Here is a 24,357-nt window from a genome sequence, read left to right on the forward strand (position 1 = left end):
CGGTCGCTGCCGGGTGAGTGTCAGTGCCCGCGGATACCCTCATGTCATGACCAAATGCTCAGTAACCACCAAAGCGGGCAGGCCCTGTCCGGTCAACGCACGCCCCTCCGGCCTGTGCCACGTCCACGACCCGGCGGTCCAATGCGGCGTGCGCACGAAATCCGGCCGCCAATGCGCCGTGGCAACCGGAGGCGGTCGATGCAAGACGCACACCGACCCCCTCGCCGAACTCGAGAAAGCGCTGGCGGCAGCACGCCAAGCCGTCACCGATGCCGTTGGCGAAACAGACACCCGCGAAGCTGCGGACCGCCGCAGACTCACCAAGATCGTGGGCTCGGCACTCTTAGCCATGCGCGCCGAAGTGTGGCCCGATGCCGCGCCAGCTCGGCCGATCGGGGTCGCGGCGACACGCCTTCATCAAGGGCCATCCGATGCGGCGCGATCACCTGGTCATGGGCCCTGAGATGCGGACCGTCACCCGAGCGGCGTCCGATGCAGTGAGATCAGCAGTCGCCATACCCGCCCCGCCACTTCTGTCGCCGTGCCCGGTACCAGTCCGTGCAGCCAGTCGGCCAGTACTCCAGCGAATGTGCCGGCCACTGCTGCCGCGACCAGTTCTGCTTCGGGTGCGCCTGCCAGTTCGCGCTCCCTGCGACTGCGTTCCCTGAGATCGCGGTGCAGGACCGAGCCGAGTGGGCCGCCGCCGCCCGGGGTCATCAGTGCCGTGTAGACCGCGCGGTGCTGCTCCAGGCTGCTGAAAAACTCCTCCAGCGGTGGCGGCGGTGTGGCGGGGTCCGGGATTCCGCGCCAGGCGTGCAGGGCTTCGACCGCGTCGCGCACTACATCCGCGCAGGCGTCGACGGCGAGTTCCTCGAGGGCCGGGTAGTGGAGGTAGAAGGTGGCGCGTCCGATACCTGCGCGCTGGACTACTTCGGCGACGCTGACGTCACTGAGCGGCTGCTCGGCGCAGGCCTCCAGCAGTGCCGCACGGAGTCGGGCCCGGGTTCGTGCGGCGCGGGGATCTTGAACACCGCTCATCGCGCCAACAGTACCGCCGCCAGCGCGAGCGCCCCGGGCAAGGCCTGTGCCACGAGGATGCGCCGATTCGCTGTAGCCGCCCCGTAAATGCCCGCGACGACGACGCAGACCAGGAAGAACACCTTCGCCGAGAAGGCGGTCGGGTCGTCGGCGACGAGTCCCCACACCAGTCCCGCGGCGAGGAACCCGTTGTACAGACCCTGGTTCGCAGCCAGCGGCGCGGTCGCGCGCGCCATGTCGGCGTCGAAGCCGGAGAGTCCGCGCCCCGGCTTCTTCTGCCACAGGAACATCTCCAGGATCAGGATGTACGCGTGGAGGGCTGCGACCAGGCCGACGAGGACGTTCGCTGTTGTCTGCACGGATCCACCTTTCTAGACGTGTGTCCAGAATAGATGGACACACGTCTAGAAAGCTAGTCGTGGCTCAGTACGCGAGCCGTCACGAAGCGAGCGGCACGGTCGAGCGCGTCATCCGCCTCGTCGAGCCGGCCGTAGTGGTGTTGGAACACATGCGGCAGACCGCTGCCGATCTCCAGCGTGACCTCCACGTCGTCGGCGCCGGCGCGACCAGCCAGCCGAACCGCGTCGTCGAGCAGCAGCTCGTTCGCCCCGACCTGGATCAGCAGCGGCGGAAGTCCGGTCAGATCCGCGAACAACGGGCTGGCCAGCGGTTGCGAACGGTCACCCGCGCCGATGTAGAGCTCTGCGTAAGCGTGGAGGTCGGGCTCGACGAAGATCGGGTCTATCCCGTCCTTGCTCTGGGCACTCGCACCGCTCACGGTTAGGTCCACCCACGGAGAGAAGACGACTGCGGCAGCAGGCTGCGGCAGTCCGGCGTCGCGAGCCGCGAGCAACGTCGCGAGCGTCAGACCGCCACCCGCCGAGTCGCCGCCGATGACGATGTCGCGCGCGTCAGTGCCGGTCTCCAATAGCTCTCGGTAGGCGGCGAGACCGTCCTCGACGGCTGCCGGGAACGCATGCTCGGGCGCCAGCCGGTAGTCCACCGACGTCGTCCGGAGCCGGGCACGCCGAGCCAGCTCGCCGACCAGTCCGGCGTGCGTGTCCGGCGAGCCGATGACGTACCCGCCGCCGTGCAGGTAGAGCAGGTGGCTGGGACCGGAAGCGCCGGCCGGGGTCAGCTCCAGGGCTGGTCGTCCGCCGAGCGTGGTCTTGCGGGTCGCCACGTCCGGCGGTGCTGGGCGTGCGATGGCTGCGGCGAAACCGCTGCGCTGCTCCTCGACGGTCGGTGGGGTCTCGCTGCGCGGGGCGGAGCGGAGCAGGGTGTCGATGGCTTCGCGCTGCTGTCGGGACATGGTCGGGCCTCCATGGCTCGGGTCGGGATGCTGGCTGCGGATGCGGGATACCGGCTGGTGGCTGCCGGATGCGAAGATAGATTCCAAGGAATCGACCCATCCCCAGCTAACCACATTCCGAAGAAGATGATTCCTCGGAATCTACTGGAGGCCCTGTGAGCCCCGTCACGCCGATCTTCACCGACCTCGTCCGCGTCGAGACCCGCCTCTACAACGCCGTGAGCGCGCGCCTGCGCACCGAGCACGACGTGAGCCTCGGCCAGTTCGAGTTCCTGGAGATCATCGACCGCGTCCCGGGCTGCCGCGTCCTCGACATCGTGGGCGAGGTCGCGATCACCGTCGGCGCCGTCAGCAAAGCGGTGGACCGGCTCGTCGCCGCGGGCTGGTGCGTGCGCGTCCCGCACCCCCAGGACCGCCGCTCGTCCGTCCTGCGCCTCACCGCCGAGGGCGAGAAGGTGCTGGCGGCGTGCCGACCCGTCGTCGAGGACGAACTCGCGGCACTGACGGCGGGGATTTCCCAGGGCGACCTGACGCGCGTCGGCGCGACCATGGCCGCGCTTCGTGCCTCGCTCGAGGCGGGAGCTCAGGGGCAGCCGGGCTGAACGGCGACGATGCGGACCCTCGGCAGGGCGTCATGCCCGAAGTGGGCTGGTTGGTCCCCGTCACATGATATGGATCGCGCGTTCCGGCCATGAAGCTTTGGCTATAGGGGTGGCGTGCGTTTCCGCAGTTCGGCACACTAAGGCGCCGGGGTGGGTGGTTCACGGAGTTCGATCAGTGCGTCTGCGCTGAGCAGCATGGACTGTCAGCCCCTGAAGACACACTCGTCGGAAGCATTCCAAGAACCAGATGGACTGCGGGGGTCACGCCATCGGGCGCGGTCGGCGCGGCCTGTCGAGAAAGAGATGGATCGATGACTCAGCCGCAGTACCCGGACGCGCCTCCTCCCGGCCAGGGCAACCAGTACACGCCGGGCTACCAGGGGATGCCGCAGGCGCCGCCGATTCCGGCGGGCTACGGCTATGGGGCGCCGCAGATGAACGTGCCTCCGGGCATGTACTACGACCCGAACTCGGAGCTGGTGCTCCCGCAGGGCGTCGAGCTCGCCAGCGTCGGCCGCCGCATCGGCGCCTACTTCCTGTCGATCGTGCTCGTCGTCGTCACACTCGGCGTCGGCTACCTCATCTGGGGCCTGATCGCCTGGGGCAAGGGCCGCGGCCCGACACAGCAGGTCCTCGGCATGCGCTGCTGGACCCCGAACAACGGCCGCGTCGCCGGCTGGGGCACCATGGCCCTCCGCAACATCGTCGGCGGCATCGTCCAGGGCATCCTGTCCTTCGTGACGATGCTGGTCTCCTTCGTCCTGTTCCTGAGCGGCAAGCAGCACAAGACCCTCCCCGACCTCGTGGGCAGCACGGTCGTCCTCTACGACCCGAACAACATCCTCGAGAACTGGCAGGGCTAGCCCCCCGCCGCCAGGCACCGCCTGACGCTTGACGATCTCGCCGGCCGGGTGCAGGACGACCCGGCCGGCGAAGCTGTTTGTCGCGGGCGGTCGTCGCAGAGGACGTCGCGTCGCGAACGTCGCGTCGCGATGGCCGCCGCCGCGAACGCCTCCCGCTCCCCTGCTCATTTCTGTTGGGTATGCGGCGTGTCATTGGTGCCACTTGATGCTGGTGTCCACAGGCGTTCGAGCGGAAGGACGTGGAGGCGTTCCTCATAGGTGTACGACCGTTGGCCGAGGTTGACGACCGCTCCACCGACGAAGGCGTCGCCAAGTTTGTCCCGTAGTAGCCGGAGCCCGGCGAAGTCGTGGTCGGCGACAGTGCCGGACGCTTTAACCTCGATCGCGGCGACGGAGCCCGCAGCGGTCTCGATGACGAGGTCGACTTCTTGATGGTCGCGTGTACGGAAGTGGGAGAACTCAACCTCCTGGTTTGCCCAGCCTGCCTGTTTCATCAGCTCGTTCACAGCGAATGTCTCGACCAGGTGGCCGAACTGTGTCAGGGCGGCGGGCATCCGGCCCGCCAGTTTCTGCGAGGTCAGACCGATGAGATGGGCGCCGAGTCCGGTGTCGACGACGTGTGCTTTCGCGCTGCGGATCGCACGGTTGGCGGCCGAGCGAGTGAACGGTTCGACTCGATGGATGAGGAAGACAGCTTCCAACAGGCCCAGGTAGTCCTTAACCGTCGTGGCATCCAAGCCGACGGCATCGGCGATGTTCGCGACGTTGACCACTTGGCCGGTTTGGTCGGCGAGGCGGCGTAGCACTTGGGGAAGCACCTGGCGTTGCCGGACCTTGCGAATCTCCAGTACGTCTCGCTCTACGACCAGGGTCACGAAATCGCGGAACCAGCGGTCGCGAGAGCGTCCGGAGTCGCGCGCCAACGCCAGCGGGAATCCGCCGGCGAGAACGACACGCTCGTAATCGGCGCGCGTGGCCGTGGCAGGATCGCTGACCACGAGGGACGCAGGATCGCTGATCAGGGCGTCGAGGGCGGTTTCCTTGACCCCGTTGATCTCACCTTGGGACAGCGGCCACATGGTGACGACGTGGGCTCGACCGGTCAACGACTGGCCGGCAGTCGGGAGGGAGCCGTACCGGGTTGATCCAGTCAGTACGAACCGCCCGGCACGCAGGTCTTTGTTCAACTCGGCCTTGATAGCGTCGAGAAGCTGTGGAACGTGCTGGAACTCGTCGATGCAGACCGGCGTCGGACGGTCGGCTCCCACGAACAGTTCGAGGTCCGCCGCGACAGCGCGTCTGGTCGGAAGGTCGTCGAGATCCAGGACCGGCACCCCTTCGACCTCGGCGCAGGCCGCCAGGAGCGTGCTCTTGCCGACGGTCCGCGCCCCGGTGAGCACCACTACCGGTTCGTCGGCGAGCAACTCGGCAAGGACGGGCTGAAGGTGGCGGGTGATCAGTCGCTGCTCGGGCACGGGACTCCTCGGATCGGTGATCTGCGCACCTCAAGCTAGCACTTTCGCGGCCCAGAAATCCCAGAACTGCCAGAGCGAATTTCCCAGAATTGCCGCACCTCCGACCTCCTGGCGACCGCCATCGCGCCAGTGGTAGGCCGCTAGGCTGGAGCCGTGAACCGATTGGCTAGCGCGACCTCGCCTTACCTGCTGCAGCACGCCGACAACCCCGTCGATTGGTGGCCCTGGGGAGAAGAAGCGTTCGCGGAAGCACGTCGTCGAGATGTACCTGTTCTGCTGTCAATCGGGTACGCCGCGTGCCACTGGTGTCATGTGATGGCGCACGAGAGCTTCGAGGATGAGGCGACTGCTGCGCTCATGAATGAGAAGTACGTGTGCGTGAAGGTGGATCGGGAGGAGCGGCCTGATGTGGATGCCGTCTATATGGCGGCTACGCAGGCTATGACGGGGGGTGGCGGGTGGCCTATGACGGTGTTCGCCACGCCTGAGGGGAAGCCTTTTCAGGCTGGGACTTACTACCCGCCGGTGGCGCGGCATGGGTTGCCTTCTTTTCGGCAGTTGCTGGTGGCTGTTGATCGGGCTTGGGGGGATATTCGGGAGGATGTGCTGCGGGCTGGGGATGGGCTCGTTGCGGAGTTGGCGCATCATGCTCGGGTTGTCGCCGGTGCTGAGGGGGTGCCGGATGCGGGTGCTTTGGCGACTGCCGTCGGGGTGCTGCGGCGTGAGTTCGATGGGGTGCGGGGCGGGTTCGGGGGTGCGCCGAAGTTTCCGCCGTCCATGACGTTGGAGCAGTTGCTGCGGCATCATGCGCGGACCGGGGACGCCGATGCTCTGGCGATGGTGCGGCAGACGTGTGAGGCGATGGCGCGCGGGGGCATGTACGACCAGCTGGGTGGCGGGTTCGCGCGGTACGCCGTGGACGATGCGTGGGTCGTGCCGCACTTCGAGAAGATGTTGTATGACAACGCTTTGCTGCTTCGTGCCTACCTCCACCTGTGGCGCGCCACCGGTGACGCCCTCGCGCTGCGCGTCGTCAATGAGACCGCCGACTGGATGCTGCGCGAGCTGTGGCTGGACGGCGCCGGCGGATTCGCCTCCTCGCTGGACGCCGACACCGACGGGGTCGAGGGCAAGTTCTATGCCTGGGACGCTGAACAGATCGCAGACGCCGTAGGTGAGAAGGAAGCGGGGGACGCGGGGGATGCTGCTTGGGCGGCAGCCGTCTTCAATGTGACAGCCCAAGGCACCTTCGAACACGGGCTCTCCGTCCTCCAGCTCCTGCAGGACCCTGATGATCTCGATCGCTTCCAGCGCATCCGCGACAGCCTGTTCGAAGCCCGCCGGGACCAGCGCACCGCACCGGGACGCGACGACAAGGCCGTGGCGGCGTGGAACGGTCTGGCGGTGGCGGCGCTGGCCGAAGCCGGTGCGCTGACCGGACGCCAGGAGCTGGTGTCGGCGGCGCGTCAGACCGCTGAGATGCTCGAGCGCATCCACTGGGACGGCAAGACGATGCGCCTGACGCGTACCTCGCGGGACGGCGTCGCCGGGGCGCAGAATCCGGGCGTCCTGGAGGACTACGCGGACGTCGCCGAGGGCCTGCTGGCGTTGTACGCGGTCACCGGCGAGACGCGCTGGTTCGCCTTCGCGGGCCGGCTGCTGGACGTCGTCCTCGACAACTTCCGCGACGACTCAGGCCTCTTCTACGACACCGCCGACGACGCCGAGGCCCTGATCTTCCGCCCGGCGGATCCGACCGACAACGCCACGCCCGGCGGGACGTCCGCGGCGGCTGGTGCCCTGCTCACGTACGCCGCGCTCACCGGGTCGGGGCGTCATCGCGAGGCTGCCGAGCAGGCGTTGCACTTCACCGGCGCGCTGGCGGAGAAGGCGCCGAGGTTCGCGGGGTGGGGACTGGCGGTCGCCGAGGCGCTGGCGGACGGGCCGCGCGAGGTGGCGATCATCGGTGAGTGGAATGGTGAGTGGAATGGAGAGTGGGGTGGCGATGCGGCGAGTGCCGAGGAGGGCGCTGAAACCGCGACCAGCCAAGCCTTCCAGGCGCTCCACCTCGCTGCCCTCCGCAGCGCCGCGCCCGGCCTCGTCGTCGCCGTGACGCCGCCGACCGGAGCGGCGCAGCCGGCGCACGGGTCCGGCACCGAGAACCTCCCCGAACTGCTCAGCGACCGGTCCACCATCAACGGTGAACCGGCCGCGTACGTCTGCCGGGGCTTCGTGTGTCAGACCCCGACGACGGATGTCACCGAGATGACGGCGCAGTTGGCGTAGCGGCCTTGTCGGAGCCGTTGCCGCCGCCGTTGGCCGGCTTCGGCTTCGACTTGTCGCCGCCGCTGGCCGGCGTGGGCTTGGCCAGTACCGCGGCGATCGCCTTGTCCCACACGCGCGACTCCACGACCTGCTTCGCCTGGTCCACGGTCAGCGGGGTCTTGCTGGCGGTGGTGGCGCCCTTCTCGGTGGCCTCGTTGAGGGCCATGACGTTCACCATCGTGCCGTCGTTGCGGTACCAGGAGACCTCCAGGCGCTTGGCCGTCGGGTCGCCGTTGCCGGCCGGCCATTCCGGGCCGTTGAAGATCATCAGGTGCGAGCCGTCCTTCAGCGTGTCGATGCTGATGTAGGGCGGCAGCGAGCCGTCGAAGTGCTGGTCGCTCCAGGCCGAGCGCTCGACGTCGACCGAGACGTTGCCGGTGCCGGCGGCGTAGCTGACCTGGATCATGGCGTAGGGACCGCCGAAATCGTCGCTTCCGGCCTTGTTCTGCGCCTTCTCGTCGGTGAAGTGGTACGGCGCCAGCGTCTGCTCGAGCCAGGTCGTCATGTCCCCGCCGCTCACCGGGGGCGCGGCCGGCTTGCCCGGGCCCGGAGCCGCCTCGGTGGTGGCGTTCGAGGGCGAGGTCGCCGCCGCCACGGCAGGCGCGCCGCCGGCCGCGGTCGAGACGCCCGCCGGGCTGCTGGTGTGGCCGGGGGCGACCAGCGCCACCGCGCCGAACACCGCCGTCACGCTGGCCGCGGCTCCCGCGATCTGCGACAGGCGCCGGACGCGGCGCTTGCGCACGCCGCGCTCGATGCCGCCGGCGGTGAGCTTGCCGATGTTGGGGTGCAGGTTCTCCGTCGCGCTCCGCATGACACCGTTGAGGTTGTCGGTCATGTCAGCTTCCTTCTTCGTCGGATCCACAGGGGGAGAGAGGAGAGGTGCTCAGGTGAGGGCGAGGTCCGGAAGCAGATCTCCCAGCGCGCCGCGCAGCCGGGTCAGCGCCCGGTTCGTGCGGGTGCGCACCGCGCCCGAGCTGGCGCCCATGATGTGCGCCACCTCCTCGACACTGCGGTCCTCCCAGAACCGCAGAACCAGCACGGCGCGATCCTTGGGCGGCAGGGCCGCGAGGCCCTCCAGCAAGGTCATGCGCAGGGATGTGTCCGCCTCGTGGAACTCGCCCTCGGGCAGCTGCGAGGAAGGCAGTTCGCGCGAACTGCGCTTGCGCCGCGCCGAGATGAACGTTCGCGTGAGCACGGTCTGCGCGTATGCGTCCGGGTTCTCGATCCGCCGCTTGCGCCCCCAGACCGAGTAGACCTTGCCCAGCGTCTCCTGGACGAGGTCCTCAGCCTGGTGCCAGTCCCCGCTCATCAGATACGCAGTACGGAACAGATGCGAAGTCCGCGCTGAAGCGAACTCCAAGAACTCTTCATCGTGCTTCGCCATGGCCACCGCGCTTCCCTCGTTGAACATTCCACCCGTACCGACGCGGACTCCGGTGCCGGTGTTACACACGCGCTGTCGCCTCGGCGGTCGCGGTGCGTGGATCCGTGGGGTGAGCGTACGTGGTCATACGCGTTGACCCGGGAGAGGTAGTCACTTCGGTGCGCATTTCTACGTCGCCTGACGGATCAGGCTTCTGGCACCTCGCGTCTACATTGGAGCCCGGCGCCGGACAGGCAGGCTGGCGCCGCTGAACGCGTTCAAGACGATGTCGTGAGACCACTTCTGCCGTGCTCTACCGGGGTGTGGCCCGGTTCGGCACGCCGCAACGGGTGGAGATGCTGGGGACGGTGCGACGTCCGCGGCATCGGATGACCGGCACCGGGCACGAAGGCCACGACGGTGGCCCGACGGGTACGACGGCACGACGGTCACGATCGAGCACTTCACAAGAGAGACGGTCACTGGGAAAAGTCTTCGTGAGGGGTCAACGGCAGCACGGTGTGGACGTGCGCCGGTACCCGCGCCGGCTCGTGAAAGGACTCCGGATTGCGGTGAAGCCGCGCGTGTGGAGCGCGCACTGATCGACACAGGTCTCGCAGACCTCCCTGGGGGGACCAGGGGGACAGGGCCGGGCGTTCGCTGATGGCGAACGCCCGGCCTTTCTTTGTGCGCGCCGACGGCTCCCGCAGTCGATGTAATCGTGTAATCGTAGATACATGGCTACACGTGAAGAGCTGATCGAGAAGACACGAGGATGGTTCACGGGACGGCTGCCGGAAGACCTGTTCGACGGGGCGCCGGAGGTCACGGTCGACCGTGAGGAGATCACGGTGATCGGGCGGATCCCGGAGCCCGCATATGCCGAGGGCGCCTCGGAGGCGGAGAAAGCCGCCACCATCGAGGGCCGGATCAAGGAGTTCCGGGAGCGTACGCGCGACGCGCGCATGGCCGTGGCCCGGGACGCGGAGCACAAGTTCGGGCGCAAGGTCTCCTGGGGCGTGCGCTGCGGAGACCAGGGACGGCTGTTCACGCACTTGTCCGTGCCGGTGATGACCCGGCTCAAGCAGCCCGAGCGCGCGCTGCTGGACACGCTGGTGGACGGCGGCGTCGCCCGGAGCCGGAGCGAGGCGCTGGCCTGGTGCGTGCGCCTGGTGGAGAAGCACGCCGGCGACTGGGTCGGCGACCTGCGCGACGCGATGCGCAAGGTGGAAGAGGTCCGGGAAGCCGGACCGGACCGTGAGAGCGGGGACGCGGACGCGGACGCCGACGCGGGCGCCTAGACACCCTCGTTCCCGGTCCTGGGCCCCTGGCCCGGTACCGAAAACAGGACCGGCACAGAGTCCTCCGGGATGAGCTCATTACGGTTCGCTGAACAGCGGCGTCGCATGGGGTGCGGCGCCGCTTTCGGCGTCTAGCGTCGGTGGGCATGAGGGTTCTGGTCACCGGTTCCGCCGGGTTCATCGGATCGCACGTCGTCGAGGCGCTGGTCGCGGCCGGGCACGAGGTCGAGGGCTTGGACCTGGTGGACGGCGAGGACGTGCGCGACGCCGCGGACGTTCGCAGAGCCCTGCGAGGCGTCGACGCCGTGTGCCATCAGGCGGCGAAGGTCGGTCTGGACCGGACGGTCGGCGACGCGCCCGATTACGTCTCGCACAACGACTTCGGGACGTCGATCCTGCTGGCCGCGATGGCCGAGGCGGGAGTGCGGGCGCTGGTCTTCGCCTCGTCGATGGTGGTCTACGGCGAGGGTCGCTACGAGTGCGCCGAGCACGGCTGGGTGCGTCCCGGTCCTCGACGGGAAGACGATCTGATCGCAGGGCTCTTCGAGCCGCCGTGCCCGACCTGCGCTTTGCCGCTGGCGCCGGGACTGGTCGGCGAGGACGCGCCGCTGGATCCGCGGAACGTCTACGCCGCCTCGAAAGTGATGACCGAACACCTGGCGGCCTCGTGGGTGCGGTTGTCCGACAGCGTTCGCGCCGTGGGCTTGAGGTACCACAACGTCTATGGCCCGCGATTGCCGCGCGACACTCCCTATGCCGGAGTGGCGGCGCTGTTCCGCTCAGCACTGATGCGGGGCGAGGCGCCGGCGGTGTTCGAGGACGGCGGTCAGCGGCGGGACTTCGTGCACGCGCGCGATATCGCGACGGCGAACGTGGCTGCGCTGGAGTGGGCCGCGAACGTGGACGGACGCGAACACGGACTCAGCGAGAACGGACTCAGCGAGATGCGCGTCTACAACGTCGGCAGCGGAACGCCGCGCACCGTCGGCGAGATGGCGGCGGAGTTGGCGCGCGCGATGGACGGACCGGCGCCGGTCGTGACCGGCGGCTACCGCCTGGGGGACGTCCGGCACATCACCGCTTCGAGCGCGCGCATCCGCGACGAGCTCGGCTGGCGGCCGCGCGTGGAGTTCGCCGACGGGATGGCGGAGTTCGCGCTAACCCGTTCGCTCGCCTAGCGCGACGATCGCCGGGCCGGTGCGCAAGCTGGTGGCATGAGCATGAGCACTGACTACAGCGGCGGCCAGGATCCTGCGAACACCGTGATGGTGAGCACGATGAACGACCTGCCGGGGTTCCGCATCGAACGGGTATTGGGCGAGTGCTTCGGGCTGACGGTCCGCGCGCGCAACATCGGCAGCTCGTTCGGGTCGGCGATGAAGTCCATCAAGGGCGGCGAGCTGAAGGGCCAGACGAAGATGCTCGTCGACAGCCGGATGGAGGCGATGACGCGGCTGACTGAGGAGGCCACGCGCCGGGGCGGTAACGCCGTGCTGGCGATGCGGTTCGAGACGTCGCCGGGCGAGCTGGGGACTGAGATCTGCGCTTACGGGACCGCTTGTGTGGCGACGCCGGACAATCCGGCGTAGCGGCTGGAGGTAGGAACAGGCCGCGGATCCCAGCAGGCGCAACGATTTCGGGCGGCTCAGAGGCTCAGCGGCTCAGCATGAGCTGCCGCGCCGAGCACCACACCGGCACGCCGCCGCCCCGCCGCCGCGACAAGGACCGGTGGTCCGGCGCAGCGTGAGCCGCCCCGCGCTCAGCGCCCGAGGAACTTGCCCAGCTTCTTCGGCTTGGGATACCGCACCGACACCTCGCCGAACAGCGCCATCCCGCGCAGCACCACGACCGGCGACTCCGGCGTGATCGGCACGTCGCCGGCGGCGTTGCGGTCCGAGCCGCTGCGCGAGCCGAACACCGCGGTGCCCTCGTCGCGCACCACGACGCCGTGCGGCACCTTGATCTCGATGGAGCCGAACACCGCGTTGGCGGTGATGACCACTTCGCGCTGGGTCAGCACGGCCTCGCGCAGGTCGATGGTCACCGAGCCGAAGACGGCCGCGGCGATGGTCTGCGAGGGGACAAGCCAGCGTCCGCCGCGCTTCTGCTCGGCGAAGACGGCAGTGATCTTCGATCCCGGGGCGTAGTCCGCGGGCATCGCCGGGACCGAGGGGGGCGCGCCGGCGGGAGAGGTGATGTGGCGCTGCGGCAGGTCGGACACCAGCGGCGACAGCTCGCCGAGGGTCTTGGCCTTGTAAGCGAGGTCGATGCGCTCGTTGTGTTCGTCGGCGTCCAGGCGGCCCTCGGCGTAAGCCTCCCGGAGGGCGTCCGCCACGCGGTCCCGGTCGGCGTCGGAGGCGCGCATGGTTCCGTGGGGATCGTTGGCCGGAAAGGCTGCGGGCACGCTCACCTTCTGCACTATACGCGGGGCGATCGCGGGAGGGATTTAGAGCGTGCGCGGATTGTTGGCAGGGCGGAGAATCGGCGGAGCTCCAAGTCCGCGCACGCTCTTACTCTTCGGCGCTGGTCTCCACGTTCAGCGAAGCCTCGCGTACCGCGGCCTCGGGATCCCCGGCGCGCACCGCGTCCAGCAGGGTGCTGTGACCGGCGACCAGGAAGCGGTCGAAGTCGGTGCGCAGCGCGCGTTCGGTCAGCACCGTGCGCAGCGCGCTGCCGATCTCCAGATAGAGGTCGAGCAGAAGCGGGTTGCCGGCGGCGGCGACCATCGCGGTGTGGAAGTGCGCGTCGGCCTCGACCCACTCGTCGACCCATGAGGTGTCGCCCGGGTCGGCCTTCTCGACCTTGCGCGCCGCGAGGTCGCGGGCCGCCAGGGCGTCGGCGCACGCTGCGAGGTCGGCGGGGTTCGCGCGGCGTGCGGCCAGACGGGCCGCCTCGACCTCGATGGCGCGGCGGACTTCCTGGACGTGGTCGTGCGTGGTCGCCTGGATCTCGCGCCGCAGCGCGCCGGACAGCTCGCTCCGGGCGCGGACGTACGTGCCGTCGCCGCGGCGCACCTCCAGCAGGCCGGCGTGCGCCAGCGCCCGCACCGCCTCGCGGACCGTGCCGCGGCCCACGTTCAGGGCCTCGACCAACTCCGGCTCGGTGGGGATGCGGGCGTCGACCGGCCAGGCGCCGCTGCCGATCTGTTCGCGGAGCTTGTCGATGACTTCGTCGACCAGAGAGCCGCGCTGGATGCCTGTGAGTCCGTTCGCCACAGATGGCAGTCTTTCAGTTCCCGGCGGGTGTCATCGAGCCGGAGTCCCCGGAGTCGCTGATCAACGTGCCGCGCTTGGGTGAACCGACGTATGCCGCGACCACTCCCTGCACGAGGACGACGGCCACCATGACGGCCAGCGGGACGGTCCAGCTGTGCAGGGCATGCCCGAGGACGCCGAACATGATCGGGCCCATCGCGGCGATGAGGTAGCCGGCGGACTGGGAGAACGCGGACAGCGCCGCGGTGCCCTCCGGCGTGCCGCCGCGCAGCCCGATCATCGTCAGGACCAGCGGGAAGGCCGCCATGCCGACGCCGATCAGGGCCGCGGCGAGGTAGGCCAGCGAGACCGGGGCGATGATCAGTGTGACGAAGCCGAGCCCGAAGACCACGCCGAGGACCAGGGCGAGAAAGCGCTGGCTGCGCAGCCGCGCGGCGGTCAGCGGCACGATGAAGGACAGCGGGGCGTTGACCGCGAAGGTCACGCTCAGCACGGTGCCGGCGGCGGCGGAGGACATGCCGTGGTCGTGCAGGACCGTCGGGATCCAGCCCATGACGACGTAGCCGGACATGCTCTGCAGGCCGAAGGCGACGGTCATGGCCCACGCCAGCTTGGACTTGGCCAGCGACTTCAGCGGGATGTGGGCCTGCCGCGCGGCACCGGACGCGGCGACCGTGCGGTCGTGGCGGCGGCGGTGCGGGTGGCTGACCATCCACAGCGCGAGGCCCGCCAGCGCCGGGATGGCCCAGAAGCCCAAGCCGGTGGACGGTCCGCCGAGGGTGTTGGACAGCGGGACCGCGATGCCGGCGGCCACGGTCGAGCCCAGGGCGATCATCGTGGAGTAGATGCCGGTGACGGCGCCGATGCGGTGCGGGAAGTAGGTGCGCACCACGACCGGCAGCAGGACGTTGCCCAGCGCGATGCCGGTGCCGGCCAGGACCGAGCCGGCCAGCAGGCCGGGCACGTCCGGGATGCCGCGGACCGCCGAGCCGGCGACCAGGACGGCCAGGCTTGCGGCCAGAACGGAGCCCGCGCCGTGGCGGCGGGCCAGCCAGGAGCCGGCGGGACCGGCGAAGGCGAAGATCACGACCCAGAGGGTGGGGAGCAGGGTGACGACGCCGGCGCCGAGGTGCAGGCGGTCGCGGAGCTGGTCCAGGAGCGGGCCGGTCGAGGAGACGCCGAGGCGCAGGTTGGCCGCGACCAGGATGATCCCGGCGAGGATCAGCGCGCCGCCGGCCAGGTGCTGCTGCTGGCGCTCGCCGGGGTCGGCGGGCTCGGTGGGCTCGCCGAGGCGCTCGAGGGTGTCGAGGGCTTGGAGGGCGTCGAGGGTGTCGAGGGTGTCCAGAGTGTCCAGGGGCTCGAGCGTGTCGACGGTGTTGAGGCTGTCGACGGTGTCGAGAGGCTCGAGGGTGCCGAGGGCTTTGACGTGTTCGCGGGGACCGTGGGCGGCGGGGGTGCGGCGGTGCTTGCCCGGGGTGCCGGGGCGGTCCAGGGATATCGTCATGCGTCTGATGGTAAGACGTATGATGTTTACGTTTCAAGTTCGAATCGCCTGGTGTGGCACACCGCACAAGCAGGGGCTCCACGCGCCGCGAGTACGCTGGCGGCATGCCTGACTTCGAGTACGCCGACCTCCTCCCGACGGGGCCGGACGAGACCCCGTACCGCCTGCTCACGACCGGGGGCGTCAGCACCGTCGAGGCCGGCGGGCGCACGTTCCTGCAGGTCGAGCCGGAGGCGCTGCGGCTGCTCACGGAGACCGCGATGCACGACATCGCGCACTACCTGCGGCCCGGGCACCTGCAGCAGCTGCGGAACATCCTGGACGACCCCGAGGCCTCGCCGAACGACCGGTTCGTGGCGCTGGACCTGCTGAAGAACGTCAACATCTCGGCCGGCGGGATCCTGCCGATGTGCCAGGACACCGGCACCGCGATCGTCATGGGCAAGCGCGGGCAGCAGGTCCTGACCGCCGGCGGCGACGAGGCGCACATCGCGCGCGGCGTCTTCGACGCCTACACCCGGCTGAACCTGCGCTATTCACAGATGGCGCCGCTGACGATGTGGGACGAGAAGAACACCGGCTCGAACCTGCCGGCGCAGGTCGAGCTGTACGCCACGGACGGGGACGCGTACAAGTTCCTGTTCATGGCCAAGGGCGGCGGCTCGGCGAACAAGTCGTACCTGTATCAGGAGACGAAGGCGATCCTGAACCCCAAGGCGATGCTGAAGTTTCTCGAGGAGAAGATCCGCTCCCTGGGGACCGCGGCGTGCCCGCCCTACCACCTGGCGATCGTCATCGGCGGCACATCGGCGGAGTTCGCGCTGAAGACCGCCAAGTACGCCTCCGCGCGCTACCTGGACACCATGCCGAAGCAGGGCTCGATCACCGCCCACGGCTTCCGCGACCTGGAGCTGGAGGCCGAGGTCCTGGAGCTGACGCGGCGCATCGGCATCGGCGCCCAGTTCGGCGGCAAGTACTTCTGCCACGACGTGCGCGTGATCCGCCTGCCCCGGCACGGCGCCTCGCTCCCGGTGGCGATGGCCGTCTCCTGCTCGGCCGACCGCCAGGCCCTGGGCAAGATCACCCGCGACGGCGTCTTCCTGGAGCAGCTGGAGTTCGAACCCGGCCACTTCCTCCCGGAAACCACCGACGAGCACCTGGACGACGACGTGGTCCGCGTGGACCTCACCCGCCCGATGCCCGAGATCCGCTCAGAACTGTCGAAGTACCCGGTCAAGACCCGCCTGGCCCTCACCGGCACCCTGGTCGTCGCCCGCGACATCGCCCACGCCAAGATCAAGGAACGCCTCGACGCCGGCGAACCCATGCCGCAGTACATGAAGGACCACCCGGTCTACTACGCCGGCCCAGCCAAAACCCCCGAGGGCTACGCCTCCGGCTCCTTCGGCCCCACCACCGCCGGCCGCATGGACTCCTACGTAGCGCAATTCCAAGCCGCCGGCGGCTCAATGGTGATGCTCGCAAAGGGCAACCGCTCCAAGCAGGTCACCGACGCCTGCGCCCAACACGGCGGCTTCTACCTCGGCTCCATCGGCGGCCCCGCAGCCCGCCTGGCACAGGACTGCATCAAGAAGGTCGAGGTGCTCGAGTACGCCGAGCTCGGCATGGAAGCCGTATGGCGAATCGAGGTCGAGGACTTCCCGGCGTTCATCGTGGTCGATGACAAGGGGAATGACTTCTTCGCCGACACGACCGGACCGGTGATGCGGATCGGGAGCAAGCCGGCGACCGCGTGAGGCGGCTTTCAGGCTGCTGACTCAGTGGCCGACGAAGCCCTGGCTCGCCATGAGCCGGGGCTTCTGCACTGTCGGAACGAGTTCCTGCTCTTCGGGCCAGAGTGTTTCTACCCTTGTTTGCTGGGATTGTCCGTCGGTTGGTCGAGTTGCTGTTGTCGCTTCCGCTGTTCATTTACCAGTGCCTCGACGCGTTGTGATAGCAGCATGAGTGCCTCGGCATCCTCCTTCTGGAGGTATTGATCTATTCGAAGATCGAATGCGGTGACTTCTTGCTCCACCTGATCGGCGGTTTGCTGAAGGTAGAAGTTCTTTTCCTTGAACTTGAAATAGCCGACGAAACCTGCCGCGACGCCGACTGAAAAGCTGGACCCGACCGTCACCCATCGATGCCACGCTGCGGTCCCGCCCATCCCGGCTAGCGTAGAGGTGGCCAATGACCCGATGATGATGATTGCTTGCAGGATGTTGTTGACTCGGCGATAGTAATCCGCCTCTCTGCGAAGCGTTATCAGCTTTGCTGGGATCTCGTCCTTGTAGGCAAATTGCCGCAGCTCGAGATCTAGATTCAAGGTCGCAGAGAACAGTCGACGCTTCTCCTTGAGAATGCCGATGTCCAGCTGAACTTCGTACAGCCTTCGTGGGGCGTATTTTCTATCTTCTGACAAGCTGTCTTGGTAGGTGAGGTAGGCCACTAAGACTGCAATGCTCAGGAGAATGAACGGGATGACGATCCGATTTACTGGTGCCAGATCGACATGGCGATATGTGGAGACTGTGGCGATATAGTCGGCAAACGAGCCAAGGAAAATGAATGTAACCAGGAAAGTGCGAGTAAAATAGTAGCGGCGTGCCCGGATGTACTCCGACTCGAGAGTGAACAGCTTTTGATTGAAATCGAGGAGTTGTTCGACGGGCCCGACGGCAACGGCCGCCTGACGATTCTGCGAGCTGGTGGACGCCAAAAATCGATCCCCCTGTTATAGGTCGTCGGCATCGTCGACGTACGAAGAACTGCACTGCCAGTCAAGCGGCTTAGGACCGCAGCATCGCAGAATACTGCTACGGTGACGTCCGTGTCATACCGATTGAACCTGTAGTTGCGTTCCGAGCTGAGCGGGCGTGGTCCAAGTCTTCAGCACGGCCGATGTACGGGCTCGGTGTGTGATCATGCTGTGCGACCTACCTGCGACACGACCGGACCGGTGATGCGGATCGGGAGCAAGCCGCCAACCGCGTGAGCTAAGGCTCTGACGAGTCTTGACGTTCGGCCCTAGCGCACGAATCCGTGTGGACCGGTCGTTCAGCCGTGTGAGTTCCCCCGTTGCGACTACTTCACCCGCCTGCGGTCGAGGCGTAGGGGTTCGCCTATCAGGTGTTTCATCAAGGCCCGCGTCCGGCGCGTTCGTCCGCGCCGTCACGGTGACCCTGACAGGCTGATCCGATGCGAGAGCGAATCTGGACGTTCATCGGGAAGCACGCTGGGGGCGTGCAATGGCGGATTCTGTGGGTCAGCCAACCCAAGTTCATCGTTGGCGTGTCCGGGCTCGTCAGGAACGAGCACGGGCAAGTTCTTCTGATTAAGGGCCGCATGTGGAAGCCCTCAAGGCCGTGGGGGTTGGTCACGGGCTACGCCAAGGGTGGCGAGACCTGGGATCAGACCGTGGTCCGCGAAGCACACGAGGAAACCGGCTACGTGGTGAAGACGCGACCTGAGCCGGTCGCACTGGTGACCGGGTTCAAGCTCCGCGCCGAAGCTGTCTTCCTCGGCGAATTCATCGGAGGCACCTACCGGCCGGACCCCAAAGAGGTTCTCGACGCCGGGTTCTTCGACATCGACGCGCTACCTGACGGCTTGCTGCCATCACATGGAGACCTGATCCATCAGTATCGCCATTGGTTCAAGGGGGATGATCACAACGGGCGTGCTCATGCCGAACGAGAAGCTGGCCGGGACCACGGAGCAGAAGCGGGAGATCTTTGACAGCATCGACCATCACGCGTACCTAGATGCCATCGGGGAAGCTCTGCCGGCTCCCGCCACAGACTCGTGGCTTGAGTTGATGAACGGCTATGTCGAGGTGGAACCTGGTGATTCTGCAAGGCTGGCTTGACGAAAAGGAAGGCTGGTCACGGGTGTCACTGTCGCGGCCGTGCTTGGGACTACGGACCGCACCGGAAGGAACTGCCACGCCAAGCTGAACACTGCATAGAACCCCGTAACGCAGAGAGGCCCCACGCCCGAAGGGGTCCCCTTTTCCGAAGTGGTGTCGCCCTCTAGACGCGCGTGTCGCTCACAGGTTCGCTACCGCCCGCATCGCGGTGGATCACGCTTTGGTAGCGCCCGCGTTCCGGCTCCGCGCGATCGCCGCCTCCAGCAGCTCGCGGGCGTGCTCTGTGGCGGCTTCCTCGTCGTCGAGCAGGTACGGCGGGCATGATTCGGTCGGCGGCTCGGCGTCGGCGAGGGCGGTGATGAGTTCGGGAATCTGGTCGGCGCCGAGTTGGTGGATGCGTAGTTCGGTCAAGCCGGAGAAGAGAAACGCCACCTGGTTGGAGCCGGGTGTGTAGCTGAATTCGTACTCTGCGAAGCCTGCGACGGCGCCGCCGGTCTGGCTGCCGGTCTCCGTCGAGCTGCCGCGTGCCGTGCCTCGGGACAGGGAGGCGCCCATGACCTCCGCGTCCTGCCCGCGGCGGGCGTTGGGGCGCGCTAGGAAGGGGCAGGTGAAGGCGGCGAAGAGCATGCAGTCGCGGTGTCCCGGTGGTTCGGGGGAGGGTGCCTTGTTGGCGGCGGTGGTCTGGCCGGCGGCGTGCGCGGCTGCCAGGGCCTCGGTTTCGGCCGCCGCGATGACGCGGTAGACCGGTCCTGGCGCCATCGGGGTGCCGCAGATCGAGCAGCGGCGCTCTATTGCGCAGATCAGCGAGCGGGCGCTGCCGGTGATGGCGAATGTCGGGGTGCCCTCGGCGTCGCGCGGCGTGATCGCGGGGATCGGGTAGCCGCGCGGGTCGTGCGGCAGGGCGGCTATCGCTGGCGGCACGGGTGCTTCGCGAGGCGTCATGGCGCTATTGAAGCATCGGCACCGGGACTGCGGAGCGGATGATCAACTGTGCGGTACGTGGCGGTAGCATCACGAAACGGTCATCACCGCGCAAAAGTTGATAACTGATCGGCAACAACCCTTCCGGTTTCACCGGATTCTCAGCATTATTTGCAGGTGAGCCGGAGCTGACGCTTCACCTGCGGCGGGGACAGATGAAGTGTCAGCTCCGCCTGGCCGTCTTCAGAATCGTTGAGTTTCAGGGCTGTCGAGCCTGATCAAGTGCTCGGCGTCATCGAGCTACCGCGAACCAGCGCCGCCAACAGCTGCCGGTAGTGCTCGAACCCCGGATCGTCGGCGCCGGGCTCCTTCGCGGCCTCGTCCCAGCGCCGCAGCCGCACCGCGTCAGCCGCGTGCGGACCGGCCTCGAACTCTGCGGCCTCCTGCTCCGACATCGGACCGCCCTGCACCGACAGCGTGTACACCGACGCCTCGGACAGCTTCGCGAAGTAGCCGGGCTCGGCCGCGCACAGGTAGCGCTTCGCGGCGACGTGCAGCCGTACCGGCTCGGTGACCTCCGGCCCGAACCACGCCCCGAGCCAGTCCGCGCCCTGGTGGCTGTGCCGGTTGTCGCGGCCGGCCATCAGATCCCGGCCGTGCACCGCGCCGGTGAAGTGGCCGACGTCGTGCAGCAGCGCGGCCGCGACGAGCGCCGGTGCCGCGCCGTCCCGCTCGGCCAGCGCCGCCGCCTGCAGCATGTGCTGCGCCTGGGTGACCGGCTCGCCGAGGTATTCGGCGCCGCCCTCGCCGGAGAACAGGGCGGCGATCTGGTCCACGACCTCTTCAGGGGTGCTCACGCTCGAACGCTACCCAGGTCGCGCGTCACGGCGTAAGTGCTGATCGGCCTATAGGCGCCATCACGCCGGACGGCGCAGCGCGGTGACGAACGCCCGCGCGCGGCGCGTGATCTCGGGCCAGTCGCCGGCGGCCACGATGTCTGGCGGCACGACATCAGTGCCCGCACATACCGCGAGTGCTCCGTTCGCGAGGAAGTCGGCGGCGTTGCCGGCGTTGACGCCTCCGGAGGCGACCAGCGGCAGTCCCGGATACGGTCCGCGCAGGTCTTTGAAGTAGCCAGGACCGAATGCCTTGGCGGGGAAGATCTTCACGGCCGCCGTGCCGAGGTCGAGAGCCTGCGCGACCTCGGTCGGCGTCAGTGCTCCCAGCACGATCGGAACCCCCGCCTCGTGCGCGACTTCGGCGACCTCGGGCCGCAGGCCGGGAGTGACGAGGAACGAGACGCCCGCGTCGATCGCCTCCCGCGCCTGCGCGGCGGTGAGGACGGTCCCGGCTCCGATGCGGTGTCCGGCGGCGACGGCCGCGCGCAGGTGCGGGACCACGTCGGGAGTGCTGAACGTGAGCTCGGTGCACGTGATGCCGCCGCCGGCCAGCGCCGCGCACAACGCCGCCGCATCAGGGATCGATGATGCCCGGACCACGGCTATGACCGGTTCGGCGGCCAACTGGGCGCGGAAGTCCGGATGGGGAAGGTCGAAAGTCATAACGCTGATACCCCCTGCTCTGTACGTCGCAACGCCCGCCCCGGGAGTGCCCCGGTGGGCTTTCCGTCTTTCAGTACCGACACGCCGTTGACCAGCACCTCGACGATTCCTTCGGCAGCTTGGCGCGGCTGCTCGAAGGTCGCTGTGTCGTGCACTGTCTGCGGATCGAACAGCACCAGGTCCGCGTGGTGGCCGACGCGGATGACGCCGCGCCGGTCGAGCCGCAGGCGCCGGGCCGGGCGGCCGGTCATCCGTGTGATCGTCTCCTCCAGTGTCAGGACTTTGAGATCGCGGCTGTAGTGACTGAGATAGCGCGGGAACGTGCCCCAGGCGCGGGGATGCGGCCGGGCTCCGACCAGCAAGCCGTCGCTGCCGACGGTGTGCGCGCGGTGGCGCATGATGGCGCGCACGTTCTCCTCGTTGCCGACGTGGTGCAGGATCGTGGTCCCGAGCCGGTCGGCGCTGAGCAGGTCGAAGAACACCTCGGTGCCGGTCACCGCGCGGTCGGCGGCGATTTCCGCCAGGTTCTGGCCGACGACGCCGGACAGCGCGGAGTCGCGCACGCCGGAGATCTGGATCGTGCGCCAGTCGATGACCATGCCGTGGTTGCCGTCGCTGCCGCGTTCCTCGACATCGCGCCGGATCCGCTCACGGGACACCGGATCGGCCAGCCGCGCGAGCGTCGCGTCCGGACCGCCCTCGGCGGACCAGCTCGGCAGCAGCGCCGCCAGCGTCGTGGAGCCCGGCAGGTAGGGATAGGTGTCGAGGCTGATGTCGCAGCCCTCTGTCATGGCGGTGTCGACCAGCTCCAGGAACTCGGCGGCGCGCCCGGCATTGACGCTGAAGTTCATGGTTGCGTGCGCCAGGTGTAACGGGCAGTCGGAGCGGCGCGAGATCTCGATCATCTCGGCGTAGCCGTCGAGCGCACCGGCGCCGTAGGAGCGTTGGTGCGGCGAGTGGTAGCCGCCGTACGCGGCGACGACTTCGCAGAGTTCGATCAGCTCGTCGGTGGCGGCGTACATGCCCGGGGTGTAGGACAGGCCGCTGGACATGCCGACCGCGCCTTCGCGCATGCCCTGTGCGACCAGTTCGCGCATGCGGTCCAGTTCAGCGCGGTCCGGTTCGCGGTTGTCCCAGCCCATCGCGAGCATGCGGACCGTGCCGTGCGGCACGAGATAGCAGGCGTTGACCGCAATACCCTGATCCAGTCGGTCCAGGTACTCGCCGACGGTGCGCCAGTCCCAGGCGAAGCCGTCGGGGTCGCCGTTCCAGCCGGCGATCTGGCGGCGCAGGGCGGGCAGCGTGGTGTCGTCGACCGGGGCGTAGGACAGGCCGTCCTGGCCGAGGACTTCGCAGGTGACGCCTTGCGTGACGCGCGAGGGGTGGTCGCGTTCGACGAGGGTGCGCAGGTCGGAGTGCGCGTGCATGTCGATGAAGCCGGGAGACAGGACGAGGCCGTCGGCGTCGATGACGCGGGAGGCGGTCGGGTGCTGGTCGGCGGCGGTGGCGCTGATGGCGCTGACGGTGCTGATGGCGTTGATCGCGCTGATGAAGCCGTCGGTGACGGTGACGTCGGCGCGGTAGCGGTCGGCTCCCGTGCCGTCGACGACGGTCGCGCCGCGGAAGACCAGGTCGGCCATCAGAAGAACGTCCTCACCAGATCGACGATCTGCGGGTCGGCGCTGTCGGCGTCGTCGAGGACGGGGATCAGGGTCCATTTGTCGAGCGCGGTGCACGGATGCGAGAGACCGAAGCGGACGACGGCGCCGATGGGAGCGGTCTCGCCGGCGTCGCGCAGGAACGTGTGTTGGTCGTTCAGCGCGGTGACGACGCCGGCGGCTGCCCCGGCGCCGCCTTGGACGATCTGCGGCGTCGGCAGGCCTTCGTCGAAGGGGAAGTCGCGCTTGCCAGCGTCGAGGAGCGAGAGCTGTGGTTCGGGGTGGGACACGACGCGGGCCCAGCCGTGCATCGCTGCTCGGAAAGGGGTTTTGGCGGTCGTGGTGTCGCGAGAGAGCGGCGAGATCTTGCGGTAGTGGCCGTCGTCGTGGATGACGTAGGCGCCGGAGCGCAGGACGACTTCGGCTCCTGATTCGGTGGCCGCCGGTTGCAGGATCTCGGCGACGGTGTCGAAGTAGGCGCTGCCGCCCGCGGTGACGACGGCGTGGTCGGTCTCGTAGCCCGCCGCGAGTCGGCGGTGCAGTTCGGCGAGGTCGCGGAGGTAGTGGCGAACGGTCTCGAGGCTTTCGGCGGAAGCGTCGTGGGCGAGGGCGCCTTCGTATCCTGCGATACCGGCGAGCTTCAGCGTGGGTGCGGCTTGGATGGCGCGCGCGACGTCTTCGGCCTCTGTGATGCTGCGCGCTCCGGTGCGTCCGCCGGCGCCGCCGAGTTCGACGAGGACCTCGATCGGGCGGTCGGTCTCGGGATCGGGACCGCTGCCGACACCTGCGGCGCGCAAGGCGGCGTCCATACGGGTGACGGTCTCGACCGAGTCCGCCCACGAGACGAAGGCGAAGTCGGGATCGGCGTTCAACTCGGCGGCGATCCATGCCAGACCCGCCGGGTCGAGGAGGGCGTTGGCGAGCATGAGGCGCTGGACGCCGAAGGCGCGGGCGACGCGGAGCTGCGGGAGGTTGGCGAGCGTGATGCCGATCGCGCCGGCGTCGAGCTGCGCCTGCCAGAGCGAGGGCGCCATCGTCGTCTTGCCGTGCGGGGCGAGGGCGACGCCGGCTTCGTGGCACCAGGCGGCCATGGTGCGCAGGTTGTGGTCCAGGGCGCCGGCGTCGAGGGTCAGGAGCGGCGTGCCCAGGTCGGACAGGCGCGGGCCCGAGGCTACGTAGGCGTGCGCGGTGCGGTCCCAGGCTTGCGGCGGCAGGGCTTTGAAGCGCCAGTCGAGGTGCTCGTCGGCGAGAGCGGCGACGGCGGTCCGGTCGATGCCGGCGCTCGCGGTGCGGCTGCCGAACGTCTGGTGGACCATGCGATGCCTCCGCTGCCTGGGGTATTGCATTATA

The 24,357-nt window shown here is 68.4% G+C and carries 23 protein-coding genes; 8 read left to right on the forward strand and 15 right to left on the reverse strand.

Going from position 1 to position 24,357, the window contains the following annotated elements:
- Window positions 1-474 precede the first annotated feature (474 nt).
- Genes CACI_RS03455 through CACI_RS03465 form a run of 3 tightly spaced genes read right to left on the reverse strand, consistent with a single transcriptional unit; the run spans window position 475 to window position 2,350 of the window.
- On the reverse strand, window positions 475-1,038 hold the full coding sequence (locus CACI_RS03455; protein ID WP_012784928.1) for a TetR/AcrR family transcriptional regulator: 564 nt from the start codon (window positions 1,036-1,038) through the stop codon (window positions 475-477).
- Entirely contained in the window at window positions 1,035-1,397 is a 363-nt protein-coding gene (locus CACI_RS03460) for a DUF1304 domain-containing protein (protein WP_012784929.1), read from the reverse strand. Before CACI_RS03460 ends, CACI_RS03455 begins: the two co-directional genes overlap by 4 nt.
- Before the next feature lie 53 nt (window positions 1,398-1,450).
- Window positions 1,451-2,350 carry an alpha/beta hydrolase gene (locus CACI_RS03465; RefSeq protein WP_012784930.1) on the reverse strand — a complete coding sequence of 300 codons (900 nt, stop codon included), beginning with the start codon at window positions 2,348-2,350 and terminating at the stop codon, window positions 1,451-1,453.
- Window positions 2,351-2,505: 155 nt separating this feature from the next.
- Here CACI_RS03465 and CACI_RS03470 point away from each other — a divergent pair, with 155 nt between their 5' ends.
- Window positions 2,506-2,952: a MarR family winged helix-turn-helix transcriptional regulator gene (locus CACI_RS03470; RefSeq protein WP_012784931.1), complete on the forward strand. Its 447-nt coding sequence runs from the start codon at window positions 2,506-2,508 to the stop codon at window positions 2,950-2,952.
- A 311-nt stretch (window positions 2,953-3,263) separates the two neighbouring features.
- Entirely contained in the window at window positions 3,264-3,815 is a 552-nt protein-coding gene (locus tag CACI_RS03475; protein WP_012784932.1) for an RDD family protein, read from the forward strand.
- 164 nt (window positions 3,816-3,979) lie between these two features.
- On the opposite strand, the gene CACI_RS03480 is transcribed toward CACI_RS03475, so the two are convergent.
- Window positions 3,980-5,290 carry an ATP-binding protein gene (locus CACI_RS03480; protein WP_012784933.1) on the reverse strand — a complete coding sequence of 437 codons (1,311 nt, stop codon included), beginning with the start codon at window positions 5,288-5,290 and terminating at the stop codon, window positions 3,980-3,982.
- A 153-nt stretch (window positions 5,291-5,443) separates the two neighbouring features.
- Here CACI_RS03480 and CACI_RS03485 point away from each other — a divergent pair, with 153 nt between their 5' ends.
- Window positions 5,444-7,576: a thioredoxin domain-containing protein gene (locus CACI_RS03485; protein WP_012784934.1), complete on the forward strand. Its 2,133-nt coding sequence runs from the start codon at window positions 5,444-5,446 to the stop codon at window positions 7,574-7,576.
- Here the strand turns inward: CACI_RS03485 and CACI_RS03490 are convergent.
- Both CACI_RS03490 and CACI_RS03495 read right to left on the reverse strand, forming a co-directional pair.
- Entirely contained in the window at window positions 7,548-8,450 is a 903-nt protein-coding gene (locus CACI_RS03490) for a hypothetical protein (protein ID WP_012784935.1), read from the reverse strand. The genes CACI_RS03485 and CACI_RS03490 overlap by 29 nt on opposite strands.
- 48 nt (window positions 8,451-8,498) lie before the next feature.
- On the reverse strand, window positions 8,499-8,999 hold the full coding sequence (locus CACI_RS03495) for a SigE family RNA polymerase sigma factor (protein WP_041541076.1): 501 nt from the start codon (window positions 8,997-8,999) through the stop codon (window positions 8,499-8,501).
- Window positions 9,000-9,715: 716 nt separating this feature from the next.
- Here CACI_RS03495 and CACI_RS03500 point away from each other — a divergent pair.
- The 3 genes from CACI_RS03500 to CACI_RS03510 all read left to right on the forward strand — a co-directional run bounded on the left by CACI_RS03500 (window position 9,716) and on the right by CACI_RS03510 (window position 11,868).
- The gene (locus CACI_RS03500; protein WP_012784937.1) at window positions 9,716-10,279 is read left to right on the forward strand and encodes a hypothetical protein; all 564 of its coding nucleotides are present in this window, start codon (window positions 9,716-9,718) and stop codon (window positions 10,277-10,279) included.
- Window positions 10,280-10,425: 146 nt separating this feature from the next.
- Window positions 10,426-11,457 (forward strand): NAD-dependent epimerase/dehydratase family protein, encoded by a 1,032-nt coding sequence (locus CACI_RS03505; protein ID WP_012784938.1) that lies wholly within the window; start codon window positions 10,426-10,428, stop codon window positions 11,455-11,457.
- 42 nt (window positions 11,458-11,499) lie between these two features.
- The gene (locus CACI_RS03510; RefSeq protein WP_012784939.1) at window positions 11,500-11,868 is read left to right on the forward strand and encodes a YbjQ family protein; all 369 of its coding nucleotides are present in this window, start codon (window positions 11,500-11,502) and stop codon (window positions 11,866-11,868) included.
- Window positions 11,869-12,038: 170 nt separating this feature from the next.
- On the opposite strand, the gene CACI_RS03515 is transcribed toward CACI_RS03510, so the two are convergent.
- The 3 genes from CACI_RS03515 to CACI_RS03525 form a co-directional block, all read right to left on the reverse strand.
- A complete protein-coding gene (locus CACI_RS03515) occupies window positions 12,039-12,689 on the reverse strand; it encodes a DUF1707 SHOCT-like domain-containing protein (RefSeq protein ID WP_223297444.1) in 651 nt (216 codons plus the stop codon).
- Between the two features lie 100 nt (window positions 12,690-12,789).
- Entirely contained in the window at window positions 12,790-13,494 is a 705-nt protein-coding gene (locus CACI_RS03520) for a FadR/GntR family transcriptional regulator (RefSeq protein ID WP_012784941.1), read from the reverse strand.
- A gap of 13 nt (window positions 13,495-13,507) precedes the next feature.
- Window positions 13,508-14,998 carry a CynX/NimT family MFS transporter gene (locus CACI_RS03525; protein ID WP_012784942.1) on the reverse strand — a complete coding sequence of 497 codons (1,491 nt, stop codon included), beginning with the start codon at window positions 14,996-14,998 and terminating at the stop codon, window positions 13,508-13,510.
- A gap of 104 nt (window positions 14,999-15,102) precedes the next feature.
- Here CACI_RS03525 and CACI_RS03530 point away from each other — a divergent pair, with 104 nt between their 5' ends.
- Window positions 15,103-16,755, forward strand: a complete 1,653-nt coding sequence (locus tag CACI_RS03530; protein WP_012784943.1) for a fumarate hydratase — start codon at window positions 15,103-15,105, stop codon at window positions 16,753-16,755.
- A 107-nt stretch (window positions 16,756-16,862) separates the two neighbouring features.
- On the opposite strand, the gene CACI_RS49545 is transcribed toward CACI_RS03530, so the two are convergent.
- Window positions 16,863-17,717, reverse strand: coding sequence for an SLATT domain-containing protein (locus CACI_RS49545; protein ID WP_012784944.1), 855 nt, complete (start codon window positions 17,715-17,717; stop codon window positions 16,863-16,865).
- 479 nt (window positions 17,718-18,196) lie between these two features.
- On the opposite strand from CACI_RS49545, the gene CACI_RS47040 reads away from it, so the two are divergent.
- A complete protein-coding gene (locus tag CACI_RS47040; RefSeq protein WP_012784945.1) occupies window positions 18,197-18,736 on the forward strand; it encodes an NUDIX domain-containing protein in 540 nt (179 codons plus the stop codon).
- Between the two features lie 343 nt (window positions 18,737-19,079).
- Here CACI_RS47040 and CACI_RS03545 read toward each other — a convergent pair whose 3' ends face one another.
- The 5 genes from CACI_RS03545 to CACI_RS03565 form a co-directional block, all read right to left on the reverse strand.
- Window positions 19,080-19,808, reverse strand: a complete 729-nt coding sequence (locus CACI_RS03545) for a hypothetical protein (protein ID WP_012784947.1) — start codon at window positions 19,806-19,808, stop codon at window positions 19,080-19,082.
- 257 nt (window positions 19,809-20,065) lie between these two features.
- Window positions 20,066-20,644 carry a phosphonate degradation HD-domain oxygenase gene (locus tag CACI_RS03550; RefSeq protein ID WP_012784948.1) on the reverse strand — a complete coding sequence of 193 codons (579 nt, stop codon included), beginning with the start codon at window positions 20,642-20,644 and terminating at the stop codon, window positions 20,066-20,068.
- A 60-nt stretch (window positions 20,645-20,704) separates the two neighbouring features.
- Complete coding sequence (locus tag CACI_RS03555) at window positions 20,705-21,349, reverse strand: bifunctional 4-hydroxy-2-oxoglutarate aldolase/2-dehydro-3-deoxy-phosphogluconate aldolase (RefSeq protein WP_012784949.1); 645 nt, start codon at window positions 21,347-21,349, stop codon at window positions 20,705-20,707.
- Window positions 21,346-22,989 carry an N-acyl-D-amino-acid deacylase family protein gene (locus CACI_RS03560; RefSeq protein WP_012784950.1) on the reverse strand — a complete coding sequence of 548 codons (1,644 nt, stop codon included), beginning with the start codon at window positions 22,987-22,989 and terminating at the stop codon, window positions 21,346-21,348. The genes CACI_RS03555 and CACI_RS03560 overlap by 4 nt, the downstream gene beginning before the upstream one ends.
- A complete protein-coding gene (locus CACI_RS03565; protein WP_012784951.1) occupies window positions 22,989-24,323 on the reverse strand; it encodes an alanine racemase in 1,335 nt (444 codons plus the stop codon). The genes CACI_RS03560 and CACI_RS03565 overlap by 1 nt, the downstream gene beginning before the upstream one ends.
- Window positions 24,324-24,357: the final 34 nt, after the last annotated feature.

Source organism: Catenulispora acidiphila DSM 44928 (assembly GCF_000024025.1).
Taxonomy (GTDB): domain Bacteria; phylum Actinomycetota; class Actinomycetes; order Streptomycetales; family Catenulisporaceae; genus Catenulispora; species Catenulispora acidiphila.

Excerpts from the sequence above, each read along its gene's own strand:
- CACI_RS03475 (WP_012784932.1), top strand. The coding sequence starts at position 3,264 with ATGACTCAGCCGCAGTACCCGGACGCGCCTCCTCCCGGCCAGGGCAAC.
- CACI_RS03565 (WP_012784951.1), bottom strand. The coding sequence starts at position 24,323 with ATGGTCCACCAGACGTTCGGCAGCCGCACCGCGAGCGCCGGCATCGAC.
- CACI_RS03555 (WP_012784949.1), bottom strand. The coding sequence starts at position 21,349 with ATGACTTTCGACCTTCCCCATCCGGACTTCCGCGCCCAGTTGGCCGCC.
- CACI_RS03465 (WP_012784930.1), bottom strand. The coding sequence starts at position 2,350 with ATGTCCCGACAGCAGCGCGAAGCCATCGACACCCTGCTCCGCTCCGCC.
- CACI_RS03525 (WP_012784942.1), bottom strand. The coding sequence starts at position 14,998 with ATGACGATATCCCTGGACCGCCCCGGCACCCCGGGCAAGCACCGCCGC.
- CACI_RS03505 (WP_012784938.1), top strand. The coding sequence starts at position 10,426 with ATGAGGGTTCTGGTCACCGGTTCCGCCGGGTTCATCGGATCGCACGTC.
- CACI_RS03490 (WP_012784935.1), bottom strand. The coding sequence starts at position 8,450 with ATGACCGACAACCTCAACGGTGTCATGCGGAGCGCGACGGAGAACCTG.
- CACI_RS03500 (WP_012784937.1), top strand. The coding sequence starts at position 9,716 with ATGGCTACACGTGAAGAGCTGATCGAGAAGACACGAGGATGGTTCACG.
- CACI_RS03495 (WP_041541076.1), bottom strand. The coding sequence starts at position 8,999 with ATGGCGAAGCACGATGAAGAGTTCTTGGAGTTCGCTTCAGCGCGGACT.
- CACI_RS03455 (WP_012784928.1), bottom strand. The coding sequence starts at position 1,038 with ATGAGCGGTGTTCAAGATCCCCGCGCCGCACGAACCCGGGCCCGACTC.
- CACI_RS03560 (WP_012784950.1), bottom strand. The coding sequence starts at position 22,989 with ATGGCCGACCTGGTCTTCCGCGGCGCGACCGTCGTCGACGGCACGGGA.
- CACI_RS03510 (WP_012784939.1), top strand. The coding sequence starts at position 11,500 with ATGAGCACTGACTACAGCGGCGGCCAGGATCCTGCGAACACCGTGATG.
- CACI_RS03530 (WP_012784943.1), top strand. The coding sequence starts at position 15,103 with ATGCCTGACTTCGAGTACGCCGACCTCCTCCCGACGGGGCCGGACGAG.
- CACI_RS47040 (WP_012784945.1), top strand. The coding sequence starts at position 18,197 with ATGCGAGAGCGAATCTGGACGTTCATCGGGAAGCACGCTGGGGGCGTG.
- CACI_RS03545 (WP_012784947.1), bottom strand. The coding sequence starts at position 19,808 with ATGACGCCTCGCGAAGCACCCGTGCCGCCAGCGATAGCCGCCCTGCCG.